The organism is Paraburkholderia sp. BR10954 (genome assembly GCF_040965775.1).
Classification (GTDB): domain Bacteria; phylum Pseudomonadota; class Gammaproteobacteria; order Burkholderiales; family Burkholderiaceae; genus Paraburkholderia; species Paraburkholderia youngii.
This window is the reverse complement of the sequence record NZ_JBFRCK010000001.1, coordinates 110,627-126,793: the sequence shown is the minus strand read 5'-3', so window position 1 is coordinate 126,793 and position 16,167 is coordinate 110,627. Positions and strand designations below refer to the sequence as shown.

The 16,167-nt window shown below is 64.4% G+C and carries 12 protein-coding genes and 2 pseudogenes; 8 read left to right on the top strand and 6 right to left on the bottom strand.

The features are described 5' to 3' along the window. Positions 1–21: 21 nt before the first annotated feature. From AB4Y34_RS00570 to AB4Y34_RS00560, 3 genes are all read left to right on the top strand, one after another. Positions 22–1,479 carry an aspartate aminotransferase family protein gene (locus tag AB4Y34_RS00570; protein WP_368714908.1) on the top strand — a complete coding sequence of 486 codons (1,458 nt, stop codon included), beginning with the start codon at positions 22–24 and terminating at the stop codon, positions 1,477–1,479. 81 nt (positions 1,480–1,560) lie between these two features. Continuing rightward, a complete protein-coding gene (locus tag AB4Y34_RS00565) occupies positions 1,561–2,295 on the top strand; it encodes an alpha/beta fold hydrolase (protein WP_368714907.1) in 735 nt (244 codons plus the stop codon). Between the two features lie 111 nt (positions 2,296–2,406). After that, positions 2,407–3,138 carry a DUF2278 family protein gene (locus AB4Y34_RS00560; RefSeq protein ID WP_368714906.1) on the top strand — a complete coding sequence of 244 codons (732 nt, stop codon included), beginning with the start codon at positions 2,407–2,409 and terminating at the stop codon, positions 3,136–3,138. 47 nt (positions 3,139–3,185) lie between these two features. Here the strand turns inward: AB4Y34_RS00560 and AB4Y34_RS00555 are convergent, their stop codons facing one another. The 4 genes and pseudogenes from AB4Y34_RS00555 to mdlC all read right to left on the bottom strand — a co-directional run bounded on the left by AB4Y34_RS00555 (position 3,186) and on the right by mdlC (position 6,630). Next, positions 3,186–4,604, bottom strand: coding sequence for an MFS transporter (locus AB4Y34_RS00555; protein WP_368714905.1), 1,419 nt, complete (start codon positions 4,602–4,604; stop codon positions 3,186–3,188). A gap of 58 nt (positions 4,605–4,662) precedes the next feature. After that, positions 4,663–4,824 (bottom strand): annotated as a pseudogene (locus AB4Y34_RS00550) (aldehyde dehydrogenase family protein); the annotation flags it as partial. Then, the gene (locus tag AB4Y34_RS00545; RefSeq protein WP_368714904.1) at positions 4,767–4,949 is read right to left on the bottom strand and encodes a hypothetical protein; all 183 of its coding nucleotides are present in this window, start codon (positions 4,947–4,949) and stop codon (positions 4,767–4,769) included. The pseudogene AB4Y34_RS00550 and the gene AB4Y34_RS00545, both read right to left, overlap by 58 nt. Positions 4,950–4,986: 37 nt before the next feature. Then, positions 4,987–6,630, bottom strand: coding sequence for a benzoylformate decarboxylase (gene mdlC, locus AB4Y34_RS00540; protein ID WP_368714903.1), 1,644 nt, complete (start codon positions 6,628–6,630; stop codon positions 4,987–4,989). A gap of 104 nt (positions 6,631–6,734) precedes the next feature. Here mdlC and AB4Y34_RS00535 point away from each other — a divergent pair, with 104 nt between their 5' ends. From AB4Y34_RS00535 to AB4Y34_RS00515, 5 genes and pseudogenes are all read left to right on the top strand, one after another. Beyond that, complete coding sequence (locus AB4Y34_RS00535; RefSeq protein WP_368714902.1) at positions 6,735–7,652, top strand: LysR family transcriptional regulator; 918 nt, start codon at positions 6,735–6,737, stop codon at positions 7,650–7,652. A 16-nt stretch (positions 7,653–7,668) separates the two neighbouring features. Next, positions 7,669–7,815: pseudogene (locus AB4Y34_RS00530) on the top strand (DUF979 domain-containing protein); the annotation flags it as partial. A 10-nt stretch (positions 7,816–7,825) separates the two neighbouring features. Then, positions 7,826–8,836: a DUF2891 domain-containing protein gene (locus tag AB4Y34_RS00525; RefSeq protein WP_368714901.1), complete on the top strand. Its 1,011-nt coding sequence runs from the start codon at positions 7,826–7,828 to the stop codon at positions 8,834–8,836. A gap of 154 nt (positions 8,837–8,990) precedes the next feature. After that, positions 8,991–11,360: a DNA polymerase II gene (locus tag AB4Y34_RS00520; RefSeq protein WP_368714900.1), complete on the top strand. Its 2,370-nt coding sequence runs from the start codon at positions 8,991–8,993 to the stop codon at positions 11,358–11,360. 407 nt (positions 11,361–11,767) lie between these two features. Then, positions 11,768–12,139 (top strand): BON domain-containing protein, encoded by a 372-nt coding sequence (locus AB4Y34_RS00515; RefSeq protein WP_176106485.1) that lies wholly within the window; start codon positions 11,768–11,770, stop codon positions 12,137–12,139. A 345-nt stretch (positions 12,140–12,484) separates the two neighbouring features. Here the strand turns inward: AB4Y34_RS00515 and AB4Y34_RS00510 are convergent, their stop codons facing one another. Together AB4Y34_RS00510 and AB4Y34_RS00505 are read right to left on the bottom strand one after the other, a co-directional pair. Next, positions 12,485–13,975, bottom strand: a complete 1,491-nt coding sequence (locus AB4Y34_RS00510) for an MFS transporter (protein WP_368714899.1) — start codon at positions 13,973–13,975, stop codon at positions 12,485–12,487. Between the two features lie 134 nt (positions 13,976–14,109). Further along, positions 14,110–16,065 carry an aconitase family protein gene (locus AB4Y34_RS00505; RefSeq protein ID WP_368714898.1) on the bottom strand — a complete coding sequence of 652 codons (1,956 nt, stop codon included), beginning with the start codon at positions 16,063–16,065 and terminating at the stop codon, positions 14,110–14,112. Positions 16,066–16,167: the final 102 nt, after the last annotated feature.

Genomic DNA, 16,167 nt, shown 5'->3' with positions numbered 1-16,167 from the left:
CTTTGAAAAGACGGAGGCAGTATGAGCTATAAGACTGACGATCTGATGTATGCGGAGAAGGAGACGCCCGAGCTTGGCGCAACGATAGACGCGCCGACCTCGCAAGCCCCGTCGCGCAGCACCGCCGAATACCGCGCGCTCGATGCCGCGCATCACATCCACCCGTTCTCGGATATGGGCTCGCTCAATCGCGCGGGTTCGCGCGTGATCGTGAAGGCGCAAGGCGTGTACCTGTGGGACTCGGACGGCAACAAGATCATCGACGGCATGGCTGGACTGTGGTGCGTGAACGTCGGCTACGGACGCCATGAACTCGCCGACGCCGCCTTCCGGCAGATGCAAGAACTGCCGTACTACAACACCTTCTTCAAGACGACGCATCCGCCGGTGATCGAACTGTCGGCCCTGCTCGCCGAGCTGACGCCCGCGCCGTTCAATCACTTCTTCTACTGCAACAGCGGCTCAGAGGGCAACGACACCGTGCTGCGCATCGTTCATCAATACTGGGCGACGCAACGCCAGAGCGCGAAGAAGTTCGTCATCGCGCGCAAGAACGCTTATCACGGGTCGACGATCGCGGGCGGCACGCTCGGCGGCATGGCTTATATGCATGAACAGATGCCGTCGAAAGTCGAGAACATCGTGCATATCGATCAACCCTACTTCTTCGGCGAAGCGGCGAGCGGTCAGACGCCGGAAGAATTCGCGCTGGCTCGCGCGCGGCAGCTCGAAGCGAAAATTCTCGAACTCGGTGCGGACAATGTCGCCGCGTTTATCGGTGAGCCTTTCCAGGGAGCCGGCGGCGTGATCTTTCCGGCCGACACTTACTGGCCGGAAATCGAGCGTATTTGCCGCAAGTACGACGTGCTGCTCGTCGCGGACGAAGTGATCGGCGGCTTCGGCCGAACCGGCGAATGGTTCGCGCATCAGCACTTCGGCTTCGAGCCGGACCTGATCACGCTCGCGAAGGGACTCACCAGCGGTTACGTGCCGATGGGAGCGGTCGGCCTGCATGATCGCGTCGCCCGCGCACTGATCGACAATGGCGACTTCAATCATGGCCTCACCTACTCTGGGCATCCGGTCGCGGCGGCCGTCGCGCTTGCCAATCTGAAACTGCTGCGCGACGAGAAGATCGTCGAGCGCGTCAAAGCGGATACCGGTCCGTACTTTCAGAAGAGACTGCGTGAGACGTTCGCCGCTCATCCTGTCGTTGGCGAGATCAGCGGCGCGGGCCTCGTGGCGGGTGTGCAACTCGCCGAGGAGCCGCTCGCGCGCAAGCGCTTTGCGAACGGCGGCGATGTCGGCGCGCTGTGCCGCGACTTCTGCTTCAACGGCAATCTGATCATGCGCGCGAGCGGCGACCGGATGTTGCTGTCGCCGCCGCTCGTGATCAGCCGGCCGGAAATCGACGAAATCGTCTCGAAGGCAAAAGCGGCGATCGATGCGACCGCGCGGCAGATGGGCATGCTATGGTAAGGCGGATAAATGACCATTCGACGATGACGTCGTACAGAGCGTCATTTCTTTTATCCTTTCAACGCATCACAGGACCCACCCATGACCCACCAAATCGTTTTGCTCCCTGGACTGCTCTGCGACGGCGCAGTGTGGGCCGATCAGCGCGGCGCGCTTGGCGCGATCGGCGACTGCTTCGTGCCCGACTACGGCATGCGCGACTCGCTCGGCGCGATGGCCGAACTCGTGCTCGAGTCGGTTTCGGGAGACCGCCTGCTGGTCGCGGGTCATTCGATGGGGGGACGGGTCGCGCTCGAAGTGTTCCGGCGCGCACCGCAACGCGTCGCCGGGCTCGCGTTGCTCGACACCGGTTGCACGCCGCGTGCCGGCGGAGAGGCCGGCGAAAGCGAGCGCTCGCAGCGGCTGCGACTACTCGAACTCGCGCGCGCGAAAGGCATGCGCGCGATGGGCAACGAGTGGGCGCCCGGCATGGTCAACGCTGATCGCCACGATTCCGCCGTCTACGAGGCGGTGCTCGACATGATCGAGCGAAGCACGCCAGATAAATTCGCTGCGCAGATCCGCGCATTACTGGATCGTCCCGATGCGACGGCGCTGCTTCGCGACATCGCCTGCCCGACGATGATCGTGTGCGGACGCGATGACAAATGGAGTCCGTTGGCGCGTCACGAGGAAATGCACGCGCAGATTCGCGGCTCGAAGCTTCGCGTGATCGAACGAAGCGGTCATATGTGCACGATGGAGCGGCCCGACGATGTGACCGACGTGCTGGTCGAATGGGCTCGCTGGGCAGCCGGGTTCGAAACGGCTCGTTGATCTGTTTGGCGTTCGCCGCGCCGTCCGCACCGTTCTGTTTATCGACGACTAACACGTATGCCTGGGTGCGAGTCGCTTTCCGTTCGTCAACTTCGACAAGGTCATTCATTCATGAACGAATACTGCATGTTCAAGGGAAATCTGCTGCGCGCGGCGCCTTTCAAAGATTCGTATGTGGGCAGTCCGCACTATGTGATTACGGTTACTGGCAACGACAACACGCCATTCAATATCGTCGTCAATTCGGCATCGACGCAACCGGGCGCAAGCGGTAACGACGACGTGTACTTCTATGCCGATCTGAACTTCGCCGATCCGCTCACCACGAAACTGCAGGCCCTGAACCTCGGCCTCTACACCAGCGGGTTTCCCCGGCTCGACTACTTCCAGGACAGCAGCCTGCTCGACATTCACCGCATGCGGCCGGTCCCCTACGAGGACCAAAACGGCAATCGCGCCGACGTCAACGACATCATCGACGAAATCCTGACCATCGACGAAAGCAAGCCGTCGCAAAGCCTGCCCTACGACAACGGCAGCGGTCAGTTGCAAAACCGCGATTTCTGGACCCCGACGACCGCAGGCATCGTCGTCTACGGGTTCGGCTTTCTGTTTCTGCCGAAGAAGGACGGTCTTCACGAAACCCACATGAATCAGGGCAATCCGCGCGGTCCGCATTACAACGAAAACGGCGCGTTCCAGGACGGCGCGGTGATCGTGCAGCGCGCCGATGGATTTGCCGCGATGTTTACCGCGTTCCAGACGCAATATTTGCCGACCGATGCAGCCGGCGATCCGGCCGCGAATGCGGTGGCATTGCCTGTTTATATTCAACGAGGTTGATAGCCTCGCTACGTAAGCCGGGGCATCGCGACGGCCTTTCGCATCGATCAGCGCACGGTCGCGGCGCCTCGCCGCGGAATATGCCGCCGCACCACCGCGAGCGCGATCAGCACGACGACCATCGCGATACCGAGCATCAGCAGATAGCCCGATGCGCCGCCGGCCGTGATCACCGCGGCGCCCGCGAACGCGCTCAGAATCGCGCCGACGCGGCCGACCGCGAGTGCCGATGCGGTGCCCGTTGCCCGCACGCCGGTCGGATAGACGTAGGCGCACAACGCGTACATCGTCGATTGCACCGCATTGACGAACAGCCCGTGCAAGCCGAGACCGACGATCATCAACGCCGTATGCCGCGTCGCGCTGACACCGAGCAGCATCCATGCGCTCGCGACGCCGCCCGCACAGCACAGCAGCAGCGGCCAGCGCGAGCCGTAGCGCCCGATCGCCAGCGCGCACAGCACCGCGCCGATTACGCCGCCAAGGTTGTACGCGCTCAGGCCATAGCCCGCGAGCGACACGCTCAAACCCTCGCTCGTCAGCATCGACGGCAGCCAGCTGAATGCCGCGTACACCGCGAGCAGGCACATGAAGAACGCGCCCCAGATCGCGACGGTGTCACGCGAACGGCCATCGCGAAACAGCGCGGTGAAGCCGACGTGTTTCTCGGCGCTTTGTTCGCGCACGTCGGTAAAGCTCGCATCGGCCGACACGTCGCGGGCCATGCGCCGCAGCAGCTTCGCGAGTTCTGGCCAGCGATGCGGACGGCGCGCCAGAAAGCGCGGCGATTCCGGCAGCGCGGCGACGAGCACGATGCCGAGCACGAGCGGCAGCACCCCGCCCGCGACGAACAGACCGCGCCAGCCATAAACCGGCAGCACCTGCCCAGCGAACAGTCCCGCGACCATGCCACCGAGCGGCACGCACAGAATGGTCGCCGTGACCGCGAAGGTACGAAAACGCGCGGGCGTGAACTCGGCGGTCAGCGTGGTCGACGTCGGTAGCGCGCCGCCGATGCCGAGCCCCGCGATAAAACGCAGCGCCGCGATGGCCGCGACGTTCGGCGCCAGACTGATCGCGCAGGTCGCGAGACCGAACACGAACACGCTGCCGATCACGGCCCAGCGGCGGCCGAAGCGATCGGCGAACAGCCCCGCGAACGCACTGCCGATGCCCATGCCGATCAGCCCCGACGCGACCACCGGCGCAAACGCATTGCGTGTGATGCCCCACTCCTTGATCAGCATCGGAATCGCAAAGCCGATTAGCTGGCTGTCGAAACCATCGACGACGATCGACAGCGCCGCGAGCACCACCGCGATTTTCTGCAGCAACGTATAGGGGCCGTCGTCGAGCGCATGACCGATGTCGACCGTGTTGCCGCCGCGCGCAATGCCGGCGAGCGCCGCGTCGTCGCGCGCGGACGAGGTCGAGGGCGCGGCCGAAGCGGGAGGAACGTAGTTCATCGACATGTCTCCGTTGTTTGCGCTGCGCGCGCGTTGTTCGATTTTTTGGTGTCGGCAATTAGAACGGATAGTGACGCGGCGTGGTTTGCAGCGTGACCCAGCGCAGATCGGTGAATTCCGCGATCCCCGCCTTGCCGCCGAAGCGGCCGAAGCCACTCGCCTTCACGCCGCCGAACGGCATCTGCGCTTCGTCGTGCACGGTCGGACCGCGGCGATGGCATCTTCAACGGTCGCGGCCGGCGCGCGCGACGCGACTTCGCCGTCGAGCGGATTACCGCGCTCGAAGCTCGCGCCGTTGCGCGCCTGTACCTGTTCGCCGCAGATCAGCATCGATACGTTTTTCATCGTAGGACTCCCTTCTTTTCGTAAATCGGAAATGCCGTTACGCGACGATCGCCTCGACGAGCGTGGGACCGCTTTTCCCGTCAGCTTCGGTCAACGCGCGGCGCAACACGCCGGCAAGTTCAGCCGCCTCGCTGACGCGCACGCCCGGGCAACCCATGCCCGCCGCGATCGTCACGAAGTCGAGTCCCGGCAGATCCGTGCCCTGCACGGTCTCGTTCGGCGCGAAGCCGAACACCGGCGCGAAATCCTGCAGCGCCGCGTAGCGGGTGTTGTTCAGGATCACGTACGTGATCGGCAACTGCATCTGCACCGCGCTCCAGATCGCCTGGATCGAGTACATGCTCGAACCGTCGCCGATCAGCGCGATCACGCACTGCCCAGGCCGCGCCAGCGCGACGCCGACGGCAGCCGGCATGCCGTAGCCGAGGCCGCCGCTGTCCATCGTCATGAAAGTGCCGGGGCGCGGGATCGGCAGATAGGTCTGCATGACGGGCCGCGAACTCGGCGCTTCCTCGACGACGATGCCATCGGGATCGCGCACTTCGGCGAGTGTCTGCAGCGCGAATGCGACCGACATCCGCTCGCCTTGCGCCGGCGGCAGCGCACGCGGCGCCGCGGCGCGCGGCGCAGGCAATTCGCGCGCTTTGGGCGCGGCGCGCGCGAGCAGGTCCTGCACACCGAGCCGCATATTGCCGACCGCTACGATGCCTTGCGGCGTCCATGCCGCGACGCCTGGATCGTCGATCAACTGACACAGCCGCGCGCCCGGCGGCACATGCGGACCACTGCCTTCGACGTGATACGTGAACGCGGGCGCGCCGATCACGAAGATCGCGTCGTGCGCGCCGAGCAGTTCGACGATGCGCTCGCGCATCGCCGGCAAAAAGCCCGCGAACAGCCGATGCGTTTCGGGGAAGCTGCAACGCCCGGTCATCGGCGCGACGTAGACGCGCGCGGCGTGCCGCTCCGCGAGCCGTACCACGTCTGTCGCCGCATTCGCGCGATCGACCGCGCCGCCCACCACGAATGCGGGCCGTGCGCACGCGTCTAGCACCGCGCCGATACGCTCCAGCATCGCCGGATCGGGACGCATGATGTGCGCGACCTCGCGATCGGCCACCCGTTCGGCCGGCTGATCCCAGTCGTCGGCGGGGATCGATACGAACACCGGGCCGCGCGGCTCCTGCATCGCGATCGCGTACGCACGCGCGATCGCGAGCGGCACGTCCTGCGCGCGGGCCGGCTCGATGCTCCATTTCACGTAGGGCTTTGGCAATTCAGTCGCCTGGGTCGCGGCAAGGAACGGGTCGAACGGCAGGATCGAGCGGGCCTGCTGACCCGCGGTGACGACGAGCGGCGTGCGGTTGCGAAACGCGGTGAAGATATTGCCCATCGCGTTGCCGACGCCCGCCGCCGAATGCAGGTTCACGAGCGCCGCGTTGCCGGTTGCCTGCGCGTAGCCGTCGGCCATGCCGACCACGACCGCTTCCTGAAGACCGAGCACGTAGCGGAAATCCGCGGGGAAATCGCGGAACATCGGCAACTCGGTCGAGCCGGGGTTCGCGAAGATCGACGTCATGCCGACGCGGCGCGCAAAGTCGATGACCGCGTCGCGTACGGTCCATTGGGTGCCCTGCTCTTTCGTGTGTGCTGGCTTGTGCTGCGGCGCGCTGCCTGTCATGCGAGGCCTCCTGTGTGATGAGCGCGAAAGATCGACAGGCCATTATCACGGCCGCCGGGGTAACCGAAAATTGCCTAATTCGCTAAAAGGCATTACCTTTTGGCATGACCTACAACCTTCAACAACTGCAGGCGTTCGCGGTGATCGTCGAGAGCGGCAGCCTTGGACGCGCGGCCGAAGCGCTGCATATCACTCAGCCGGCGCTTAGTCGGACCATCCGCCGTCTCGAGGAACAGGTCGGCGCGCCGCTGTTCGAGCGGCACTCGCGCGGCATGCATCTGACCGCGGTCGGCGAAGCACTGCTGCCGCACGCGATCCTGTTGCAACGCGAAGCCGAACAGGCGCGCGAGGAAATCGACGCGATGCGCGGCCTCGCACGCGGCACGATCCGGGTCGGCGCGGTGGGCAGCATCGCGAGCCTGTTGTTGCCGCTCGCGGTCAGCGGCGTGTTGACGAAGTGGCCGAACCTGCGCGTGGAGATCATCGAAGGAGTGTGGGACCGGCTCGCGGATGCGCTGGTCAAACGTCAGATCGATCTCGCGCTCAGCATGGCCGTGCCCGACACCGACGAGATCACCGCGATCGCCGATTGCCGCTGGGAAGACGCGAGCTACGTGGTCGCCGCGCTCGATCATCCGCTGCGGGGTAAGCCCGACCTCAAGCTCGCCGACACGCTGGGCGAGCGCTGGGCGATTCCGCCGCGCGGCACCGGGCCGTTCGAGCACATGCAGAGCGTGTTTGCCGTGCGCGGGCTGGGTCTGCCGAACGTCGTCGTCGAAACGCGCTCGGTCACGGCGCTGAAGAGTCTGGTCGCGCGTTCGGGCTTTCTGAGCTGGATGGCATCGACGATGTACGTGACCGAAAGCAAGGCCGGCGTGTTCGATACGCTAGGCGTACCGGGCGTGGTCGGGCGGCGCACGTTGACCGCGTTCCGGCGGCGCCAGGGCATCCTGCCGAGTCCGGCGGTCAAGCTGCTGGAGCAGTTGCGGCAGTTGACGTCGGAGGGAATCAACACGGGCTGAGCGCTTCCGGCACGCGCCGCCGATCGTGCATCAGTTCAACGGCAACCCGGCGATTCTCGGCGCGATCGGCGCGATCGGCGTGATCAAGCCGCAATGGCCGACCGCTTTACTATTGCCGATCGTCAACACCATACTGTTGTACCTGTTCGTATTGCGCTTCTGAGGAGCCGCCGATGACCATCCAGCTCACCCGCGAATTCGCGTCGAAATTCGCCAATGTCGCGCTCGCTCACCTCACGCGCGAATACCCGAACAAGCTCACGCACTCGCTCGCAGGGCCGCACGACGTGCAGGGTCCGCGCGCCCTGCATCCGATCTTCTACGGCAGCTACGACTGGCATTCCTGTGTGCACGGCTACTGGTTGATCCTGCATCTGCTCGAACGCTTCCCCGATCTGCCTGAGGCCGCGCGCATCGCCGCGGTGGTCGACGAGCATTTCACCGAGGCGAACGTCGCCGGCGAACTCGCGTATCTGGACCTGCCGCACAACCGCGGCTTCGAGCGGCCGTATGGCTGGGCATGGCTGCTCGCGCTCAGCACGCAGTTGCAGTCGATGAAAATCTCCGAAGCCGCGCGCTGGTCGAAGACGTTCGCGCCGCTCACCGCGACGTTCGTCGAACGTTTCGAGGAGTTCCTGCCGAAAGCGACCTATCCGCTGCGCGTCGGCACGCACTTCAACATGGCGTTCGCACTCGCACTGACACTCGATTTCGCGCGGCATACCTCGCGCGAATCGCTCGAGGCGCTGATCGTCAGCACCGCGGAGCGCTGGTATCTGGATGACGTCGCTTGTCAAGCGTGGGAGCCGGCCGGCGACGAGTTCCTGTCGCCGTCGCTGATGGAAGCGGAGTTGATGCGGCGCGTGTTGCCGTCCGCGCAGTTCGCCGACTGGTTCGGACGATTCCTGCCGGACCTCGGCGCGAAAAAGCCGGCGACGCTGTTCGAACCGGTCACCGTCACCGATCGCAGCGACGGCAAGATTGCGCATCTGGACGGCCTCAATCTGAGCCGCGCGTGGTGCCAGCGTGCGCTCGCGCGTGCGCTGCCCGCCGGCGACGTGCGGCGCACCCTGTTGTTCGATGCGGCCGAGCGTCATCTGCGCTGCGCGCTGCCGCATGTGGCGGGCGACTATATGGGCGAGCACTGGCTCGCGACGTTCGCGACACTCGCGCTCGAAGCCTGAGCGACCGGAACCGAACTGAACCGGCTTTTAAAAAAATAAAGCCGTACTGCTTGGGGCGCTTCAATGCGAAGCGCCCTTTTCTTTGCCCGCTCAAAGTCGTTGCCCGCGGCGGTAAAATCTCGCAAGGCGATTGCGCCGCTTAAAAGGTGGAAGTTTGACTGAGTTCGAGCAGGGTTTCATTTTGACCCGGCATTGGCGGGACACGCCCGCCGGCACGGAAATCGAGTTCTGGCTGGCGACGGACAGCGGGCCGTGCCACATCCGTCTGCGCCCTCAGCCGTCCGTTGCCTTCATTCCGGCCGAACATCGCGAACGCGCCGAAACGATCCTGCGCCGCGACGCGCCGCTCGATCTGCGTCCGCTCGAATTGCACGACTTCCAGCATCGGCCGGTCAGCGGGCTTTACTGTGCGCAATACCGGCAATTGAAGGGCTTCGAAAAGCGCCTCCGAGAAGGCGGCGTCGATGTCTACGAGGCCGATGTCCAGCCGCCCGAGCGCTACATGATGGAGCGCTTCATCACCGCGCCGGTGTGGTACAGCGGCGTGCCGCAGAACCAGGGCCCCTGGCTCGATGGCGAGCTCAAACCGGCCAACGGATATCGTCCGCCGTTGAAGCTCGTATCGCTCGACATCGAAACGAGCGCGCATGCCGAGCTCTATTCGATCGCGCTCGAAGGCTGCGGCGAGCGGCAGGTGTATATGCTTGGGCCGCCGAATGGCAACGCCGCCGACGCCCTCGACTTCAAGCTCGAGTACTGCGAAACCCGCGCGCAACTGCTCGAAAGACTGATCGAGTGGATGGAGCGGCACGATCCCGATGCGATCATCGGCTGGAACCTGGTGCAGTTCGATCTGAAGGTGCTGCAACAGCATGCCGAGCAGTATCGCGTGCCGCTGCGCATCGGCCGCGGTGGCGCGGTGATGGAATGGCGCCAACACGGTGTCACGCGGAATCACTTTTTCGCGGGCGTGGCGGGCCGTTGGGTCATCGACGGTATCGAGGCATTGCGGTCGGCGACGTGGAGCTTTCCATCGTTCAGCCTCGAATATGTGTCGCGTTCGGTGCTGGGCGAAGGCAAGGCGATCGACAATCCTTATCAGCGCATGGACGAAATCCAGCGCCGCTTCGACGAAGACAAGCCCGCGCTCGCGCGCTACAACCTGAAGGACTGCGAGCTCGTCACGCGCATCTTCGCGAAGACCGAGCTGCTGCCATTCCTGCTCGAACGCGCAACCGTGACCGGCCTGCCCGCCGATCGCAGCGGCGGCTCGGTCGCGGCATTCACGCATCTGTACATGCCGCGCATGCATCGGCAGGGCTATGTCGCGCCGAATCTCGGCGACGTGGCCGGCGCGGCAAGCCCCGGCGGCTTCGTGATGGACTCGCGGCCCGGCCTCTACGACTCGGTGCTCGTGCTCGACTACAAGAGCCTGTACCCGTCGATCATTCGCACGTTTCTGATCGACCCGCTCGGCCTCGTCGAAGGCATGCTGCATCCCGACGACGCGCACTCGGTGCCGGGCTTTCTCGGCGCGCGCTTCTCACGCACGCGTCACTGCCTGCCGTCGATCGTCGCGCAGGTCTGGCAGGCACGCGAAGCGGCCAAGCGCGAGCACAACAAGCCGCTCTCGCAGGCGCTGAAGATCATCATGAACGCGTTCTACGGCGTGCTCGGCTCGACCGGCTGCCGCTTCTTCGATCCGCGGCTGGCGTCGTCGATCACGATGCGCGGCCACGAGATCATGCATACGACGCGCGAGCTGATCGAGGCGCAAGGCTACGAAGTGATTTATGGCGACACCGACTCGACCTTCGTCTGGCTCAGGCACGCGCACGACGAGGAAGACGCCGCGCACATCGGCCGCGCGCTCGTCGAACATATCAACGCGGCGTGGCGGCAGAAGCTGCAGGCGCGCTTCGGTATCGACAGTGCGTTGGAACTGCAATTCGAGCGGCACTACCGGCGCTTTTTCATGCCGACGGTGCGAGGTGCCGAGGAAGGCAGCAAGAAACGCTACGCAGGCCTTACGGTATTGCCTGACGGGCGCGAGGACGTGGTCTACAAAGGTCTCGAAACCGTGCGCACCGATTGGACGCCGCTTGCGCAACAGTTTCAGCAGGAACTGTATCGGCGCATCTTCAAGCAGCAGCCGTATCAGGATTACGTGCGCGACTACGTGCGCGATACGCTCGCGGGCCGGCTCGACGATCAGCTGGTTTATCGCAAGCAGCTGCGCAGACCGATCGACGCCTACGAGCGCAACGTGCCGCCTCATGTGCGCGCGGCACGCGTCGCCGATGAGTTCAATCGCCAGCAGGGACGTCCGCTGCAATATCAGAACGGCGGCTGGATCAGCTACGTGATTACGGTGGCCGGCCCCGAGCCGCTCGAAACGCTGCGCTCGGCGATCGACTACGAGCACTATGTGACGCGGCAATTACAGCCGGTCGCCGACGCGATTCTGCCGTTGCTGCGCGACGATTTCACGACGCTGATGTCGGGCCAGAAACAGTTGTTCTGATCGTGGCGGCGAGCGTGCGGCCGCGACCATGGACGAATTGCCTACTTCACCACGGACGGAGGCTGAGCCTCTTCATCGAAGGGCGCTTTTATGCCGGAGTTGTAACCGTGCCGACACATCCGGGATGGCTAAATATTTCAATCAGGCATAGGTGATCCATGATTAAAGGCGGAAAAAAACTAATCCTTGGTTTTGATCTGTAATCCTATCAGCGGAATTGCGCCATCATAATTCGAAGTATTCCAAATCGTCGCTTGTCCGTGCAATTGACTGGATTTGCATTGTCTCTTGACCTAACCCTTTATTGTCCTATAGTGCCATTTGATCCGCCCCGGAAACATTGCGGGGACGCTGTGCGATATACCTGAGTCTGTAGCCCAACGATCTGCAACGACAGGAGAAGATGCATGAAAGCAATCCAAGCCGTCAGACTGGTCAGTACCGCCCTTCTGATTTCGGGTTCGATTCACGCCTATGCGCAGGCGAGCAACGCTAACGCCCCTGAGTCTGCACCGACCACGACGCCTGAAGCCCGATCGCATTACAAGTCGATGAAAGCAGCGAACCGGGCGCTACAACGTCAGGTTCGAAATGCGCTGGTGAAAGACAGGAGCATCTCGACGGCCAATATTACGGTTCGCGCCCGCGATGGTGCTGTCACGCTGCAGGGCAGCGTACCGCTCCAGGCCCAGAGCGACCGGGCAACCGAGGTGGCGAAAGGGGTGCCCGGCGTAACTTCGGTCAGGAACGCGCTGTCGATCCGTCCAGTCGGGACCTGAAGCGGCCCTGGACCGCACCTTGCAGGAAGATCGACTTTCTGACTGCGCATTCCATCGACCGTATAAGCCCACGCGGCACATGGCGGTGGGCCGGCTCAAAAGCCGGCCGTCGCCATGTCGATATCTGCTCGATTTCGAGCCCTTTCAGCCCCCGTCAACCCAATCGGCAGCATCGCGCCCGGACTTTACTGTGTTGCGACGCAACAAGCCTTGTCTTTGGCAGGCGAAGCCTTCATTGCGTCGCAGTTACCGGCGGAAAGAGCGTCGTCTGAAAACGGAAGTATCCGGTGCGGTCGCTCGGCTATGCCGCTGAGCGACCCTGTGCTGAGAGATGTTCTTGCCCCTCTATCTCGAGATTTTTTCCAGCTCGAGCCCTTTTGTACGCGGTCCCATCAAACCGATCGCCAGCATCACGATCAACATCGCACCCGCGATGAACACGAACACGCCGGTCGTCCCGAAGTAGCGCAACACGGCCGCGATCAGAAAGGCCGTGAAAATCGCGGAAAAACGGCTCCACGAGTAGACGAAGCCGACCGCGCGCGCCCGGATGCTGGTCGGAAACAGTTCCGTCTGATACGCGTGATAACTGTACGAAATGATGTTGCCGGCCAGTGTCAGGCACACCCCCAAGCTCACCAGCAGCACCGCACCCGATGCCTGACTGAACCACAACCCGCACACGATATTGACGCCGGCCATCACGACGATCACCGTCTTGCGCTCGAAGCGATCGCCGATAAAGATCCCGATGATCGGACCGATCGGCGCAGCCAACGCGATCACGCTCGAATACATCAGGCTCGTGGTGATCGTGATGCCCTGCTTGATCAGCAGCGTCGGCACCCAGTTCGCGAAGCCATAGAAACCGACCGTCTGAAAGACATTGAAGATCGTCATCATCAGCGTGCGGCTGCGGTACGGCGGCACCCACATGTCGCGGAAACTGCCGCGCGGTGCGACCGCCACCGGCGGCGCCGGCGGCGGCAACTCGCGGCCGTATTCGTGGCGCACCTTCGCCTCGAGCGCGTTCATCACGCGGTCGGCTTCGGCGAGACGTCCTTGCTGCGCGAGCCAACGCGGGCTTTCCGGCAACGCGCGGCGAATCCACCAGACGAATAGCGCGCCGTGCGCGCCGATCAGCACGACCCAGCGCCAGCCGTCCAGACCGAACAGCGCGCGCGGCACCAGCAGAAACGACAGAAACGCGACCACCCGCACCGCCGTGAAGCCGACCGCCTGCTCGCACGCGAACGCGCGGCCGCGAATCTGCTTGGGCACCAGCTCGGAGATGTAAGTGCCGATCGTCACCAGCTCGACGCCGATGCCGACACCGGCGACGAAGCGCCAGAAATTGAGGCCCGCCGCGGTCTCCTGGAACGCCATCACCACGTTCGCCGCGGTATACCAAAGCAGCGACCAGGTGAACACCGCGCGCCGCCCGAAGCGATCCGCGAGGAAACCGCACGCGATCGTGCCGATAAACAGGCCGCTAAACAGCGCGGCGATGAAACTCGCGACGCCCGTCGAGCCGAACAGGCCGCGCGTGGTCGCGCTCAGCAGGCCGCTTTTCACGAGGCCCGGCGCGACATAGCCGGAGTACAGCAGATCGTAGAGTTCGAAGAAGAAGCCAAGGCTCAGCAGCACCACGAGCTTCCAGATGGAGCGCGTGGCGGGCAAGCGGTCGAGGCGCGCCGAAATGCTGCCGGCGTCGAGCGCTGCATAGCCCGTCGCCTGAGCGGCGGTGCTGCGGGCGGCGCTGCGGGCCGCGTCGGTGGAATGCGCCGCGTTGCCGCCGCTGCGCGCGACGGACCCCGCGTGATCGGGGGATGCCATGTTGTCTGTCTCCTTCTGTTGCGACTGCTTTTGCGGCAACGCTGATCGCTCGCCGCGGCCGGTCCGATGCCGGCCTTGTGTTTGGTCGCGCATCGCACGCGCCACGTTGCCCCGGCCGGAGTTCGGCCAGCATTCTAGCCGTGCGCGTGCTGCAATTGTTCGAACGTGGTGATTTTCCCGGCCAGCGCGCTCGCCGCGACCGTGTACGGGCTCGCGAGCCACACGTCGCCCGGGCCCGAACGGCCGGGGAAATTACGGTTGATCGCGCTGATCGTCACATCGTTCGCGTTGGCCGATTGTCCCGGTCCGCAGTTCGCACACGAGCCGCAGCCAGGCATCACGAGCGTCACGCCCGCGCGCTCGAACACCGGCAGATAGCCCTGCTCCTCGCAATACGCGCGCACCGCCATCGTGCCGAATTGCAGATACAGACGCGTGCGCTGGGGCACGCGCAGGCCGTGCTCGACGCCCCAGCGCAGCACCTCGTGATAGAAATCGAAGTCCTCGCGCTTGCCCGCGGTGCACGAGCCGCCGTACGCGATATCGATCGCGACGTCCTGTTCGAGCCGCGGCGCCGGCACGCCGTTGCCGGGGTCGCCCGGCCGCGCGAGCATCGGTTCGATCGTGTTCGCATCGATATGGATCGTGTCGCGATAGGTCGCGCCGGCATCGCTTTTCATCCAGTCTTCCAGCACGAAATCGACGCCGCGCCGCTCCTTCAGAAACGCGACCGTGCGCTCGTCCGGCTCGACGATGCCGGTGAAGCCGCCGAGCTCCGCGACCATGTTGGTCAGCGTCGCGCGTTCGTCGATCGACATCGCGCGCACCGCCGCGCCGCCGTATTCGAATACGAGGCCGATCGCGCCGCCCGAGCGGATCGCGTCCATCCGTAGCAGATGCAGCACGACGTCCTTCGCGGTCACGCCGTCGCGCAACTGGCCGTCGATTTCGATGCGCAGCGTCTCCGGCACCTTGCAGCGCACGTAGCCGGTGACCCAGCTATTGGCGATTTCGGTCGCGCCCGCGCCGAACGCGAGGCAGCCGAGCGCGCCCGAATGCGGCGTGTGCGAATCGGTGCCGCACGCGACCTGCCCCGGCAGCGCGTATTGCTCGGCCATCAACGCATGACAGATGCCCTCGGAGCCGGGCACGCCATCGAGCGCGCCGTGCGAGCGCACCGGATAGTCGCGCGAAAACGACGTGTGGCCTTCCATCAGATTCGCGACGCCCGGCAGCAGACCGTCGCGCACGTGCGGGATGCTCTGCGGCGCGAGCACCAGATGGTCCTGGAACGCGATGATGTGATCGGGCGCATGCAGCGGCGCGGGCTTGCCGAACGCGCGATGCATCAAATGCGCGCACATGCCGGTGAAATAGTCGTGGCTGAAGCGCCAGTCGGCTGCGATGAACACGCCGTCGCCGCGCTGCGCGCTCGCGGTGCCGGGATGCAGATGACGGTCGATGATTTTCTCGACCAGCGTTTTCGGCTCGGCGCCCGGCGCGTCGTTCGGGGCAGCGCTCGCACGCTCTCCCGGCGCGGGCCAGTCCGCGAACTTGCTATACGCGAGCAAGCCGCCGCTGCGGATGATTTGCTGGGTGAGCGCGTCGCGGCCCTTCAGGAATTCGTCGATCGGCACCGCTTCGCCCGCGAGCAGGCGATCCAGCACGGAAAAATCCGTCGTGGTCAGAATGCCGATGTTGTCGCAGTTCTGCTGATAGATACGCTCGAAGCTTTCGGCAACGATAAGTCGAATACCTGCGGACAATTCCGCGAGCGGGCTCGATTCGCGCGACGAGCCCTTGCCGTAGCGCTTGCCCGCCACCGTCACGCGAAAGCCGCCGTCCTTCACCGCGTTGCGGCCGATCGGCAGACGTTCGCCCGCCTTGAAGCCGACGTACGGGTACCGGCCAAGGCGCTCGTCGTAGGTGAGCATCACGGTGACCGGCGTGATCTCGTCGGTCGACACGTTGTTGCGCAACGGCCCCGCCGTCTCGCGCGTGAAGTTTTCGCCGGCCAGTTGCGCCTCCATCACGGCCGGGTCTTGCGACAGGTACAGCACGCGGCCGTCCAAACGAATCGTATCGCTCATCAGTGCATTCTCCTTGCGCCCACTATACGGCGCGCAACGCCGATGCCGAAGTGCCGGTGCGGCAACCCTGCCGTCTCGTTTCGCGAATGCTCGACTGTGGAG

Bases quoted from the DNA above. Each gene is read 5' to 3' on its own strand.
- AB4Y34_RS00505 (WP_368714898.1), bottom strand. From the start codon at position 16,065: ATGAGCGATACGATTCGTTTGGACGGCCGCGTGCTGTACCTGTCGCAA.
- AB4Y34_RS00570 (WP_368714908.1), top strand. From the start codon at position 22: ATGAGCTATAAGACTGACGATCTGATGTATGCGGAGAAGGAGACGCCC.
- AB4Y34_RS00535 (WP_368714902.1), top strand. From the start codon at position 6,735: ATGACCTACAACCTTCAACAACTGCAGGCGTTCGCGGTGATCGTCGAG.
- AB4Y34_RS00560 (WP_368714906.1), top strand. From the start codon at position 2,407: ATGAACGAATACTGCATGTTCAAGGGAAATCTGCTGCGCGCGGCGCCT.
- mdlC (WP_368714903.1), bottom strand. From the start codon at position 6,630: ATGACAGGCAGCGCGCCGCAGCACAAGCCAGCACACACGAAAGAGCAG.
- AB4Y34_RS00510 (WP_368714899.1), bottom strand. From the start codon at position 13,975: ATGGCATCCCCCGATCACGCGGGGTCCGTCGCGCGCAGCGGCGGCAAC.
- AB4Y34_RS00525 (WP_368714901.1), top strand. From the start codon at position 7,826: ATGACCATCCAGCTCACCCGCGAATTCGCGTCGAAATTCGCCAATGTC.
- AB4Y34_RS00565 (WP_368714907.1), top strand. From the start codon at position 1,561: ATGACCCACCAAATCGTTTTGCTCCCTGGACTGCTCTGCGACGGCGCA.
- AB4Y34_RS00555 (WP_368714905.1), bottom strand. From the start codon at position 4,604: ATGAACTACGTTCCTCCCGCTTCGGCCGCGCCCTCGACCTCGTCCGCG.
- AB4Y34_RS00515 (WP_176106485.1), top strand. From the start codon at position 11,768: ATGAAAGCAATCCAAGCCGTCAGACTGGTCAGTACCGCCCTTCTGATT.
- AB4Y34_RS00545 (WP_368714904.1), bottom strand. From the start codon at position 4,949: ATGAAAAACGTATCGATGCTGATCTGCGGCGAACAGGTACAGGCGCGC.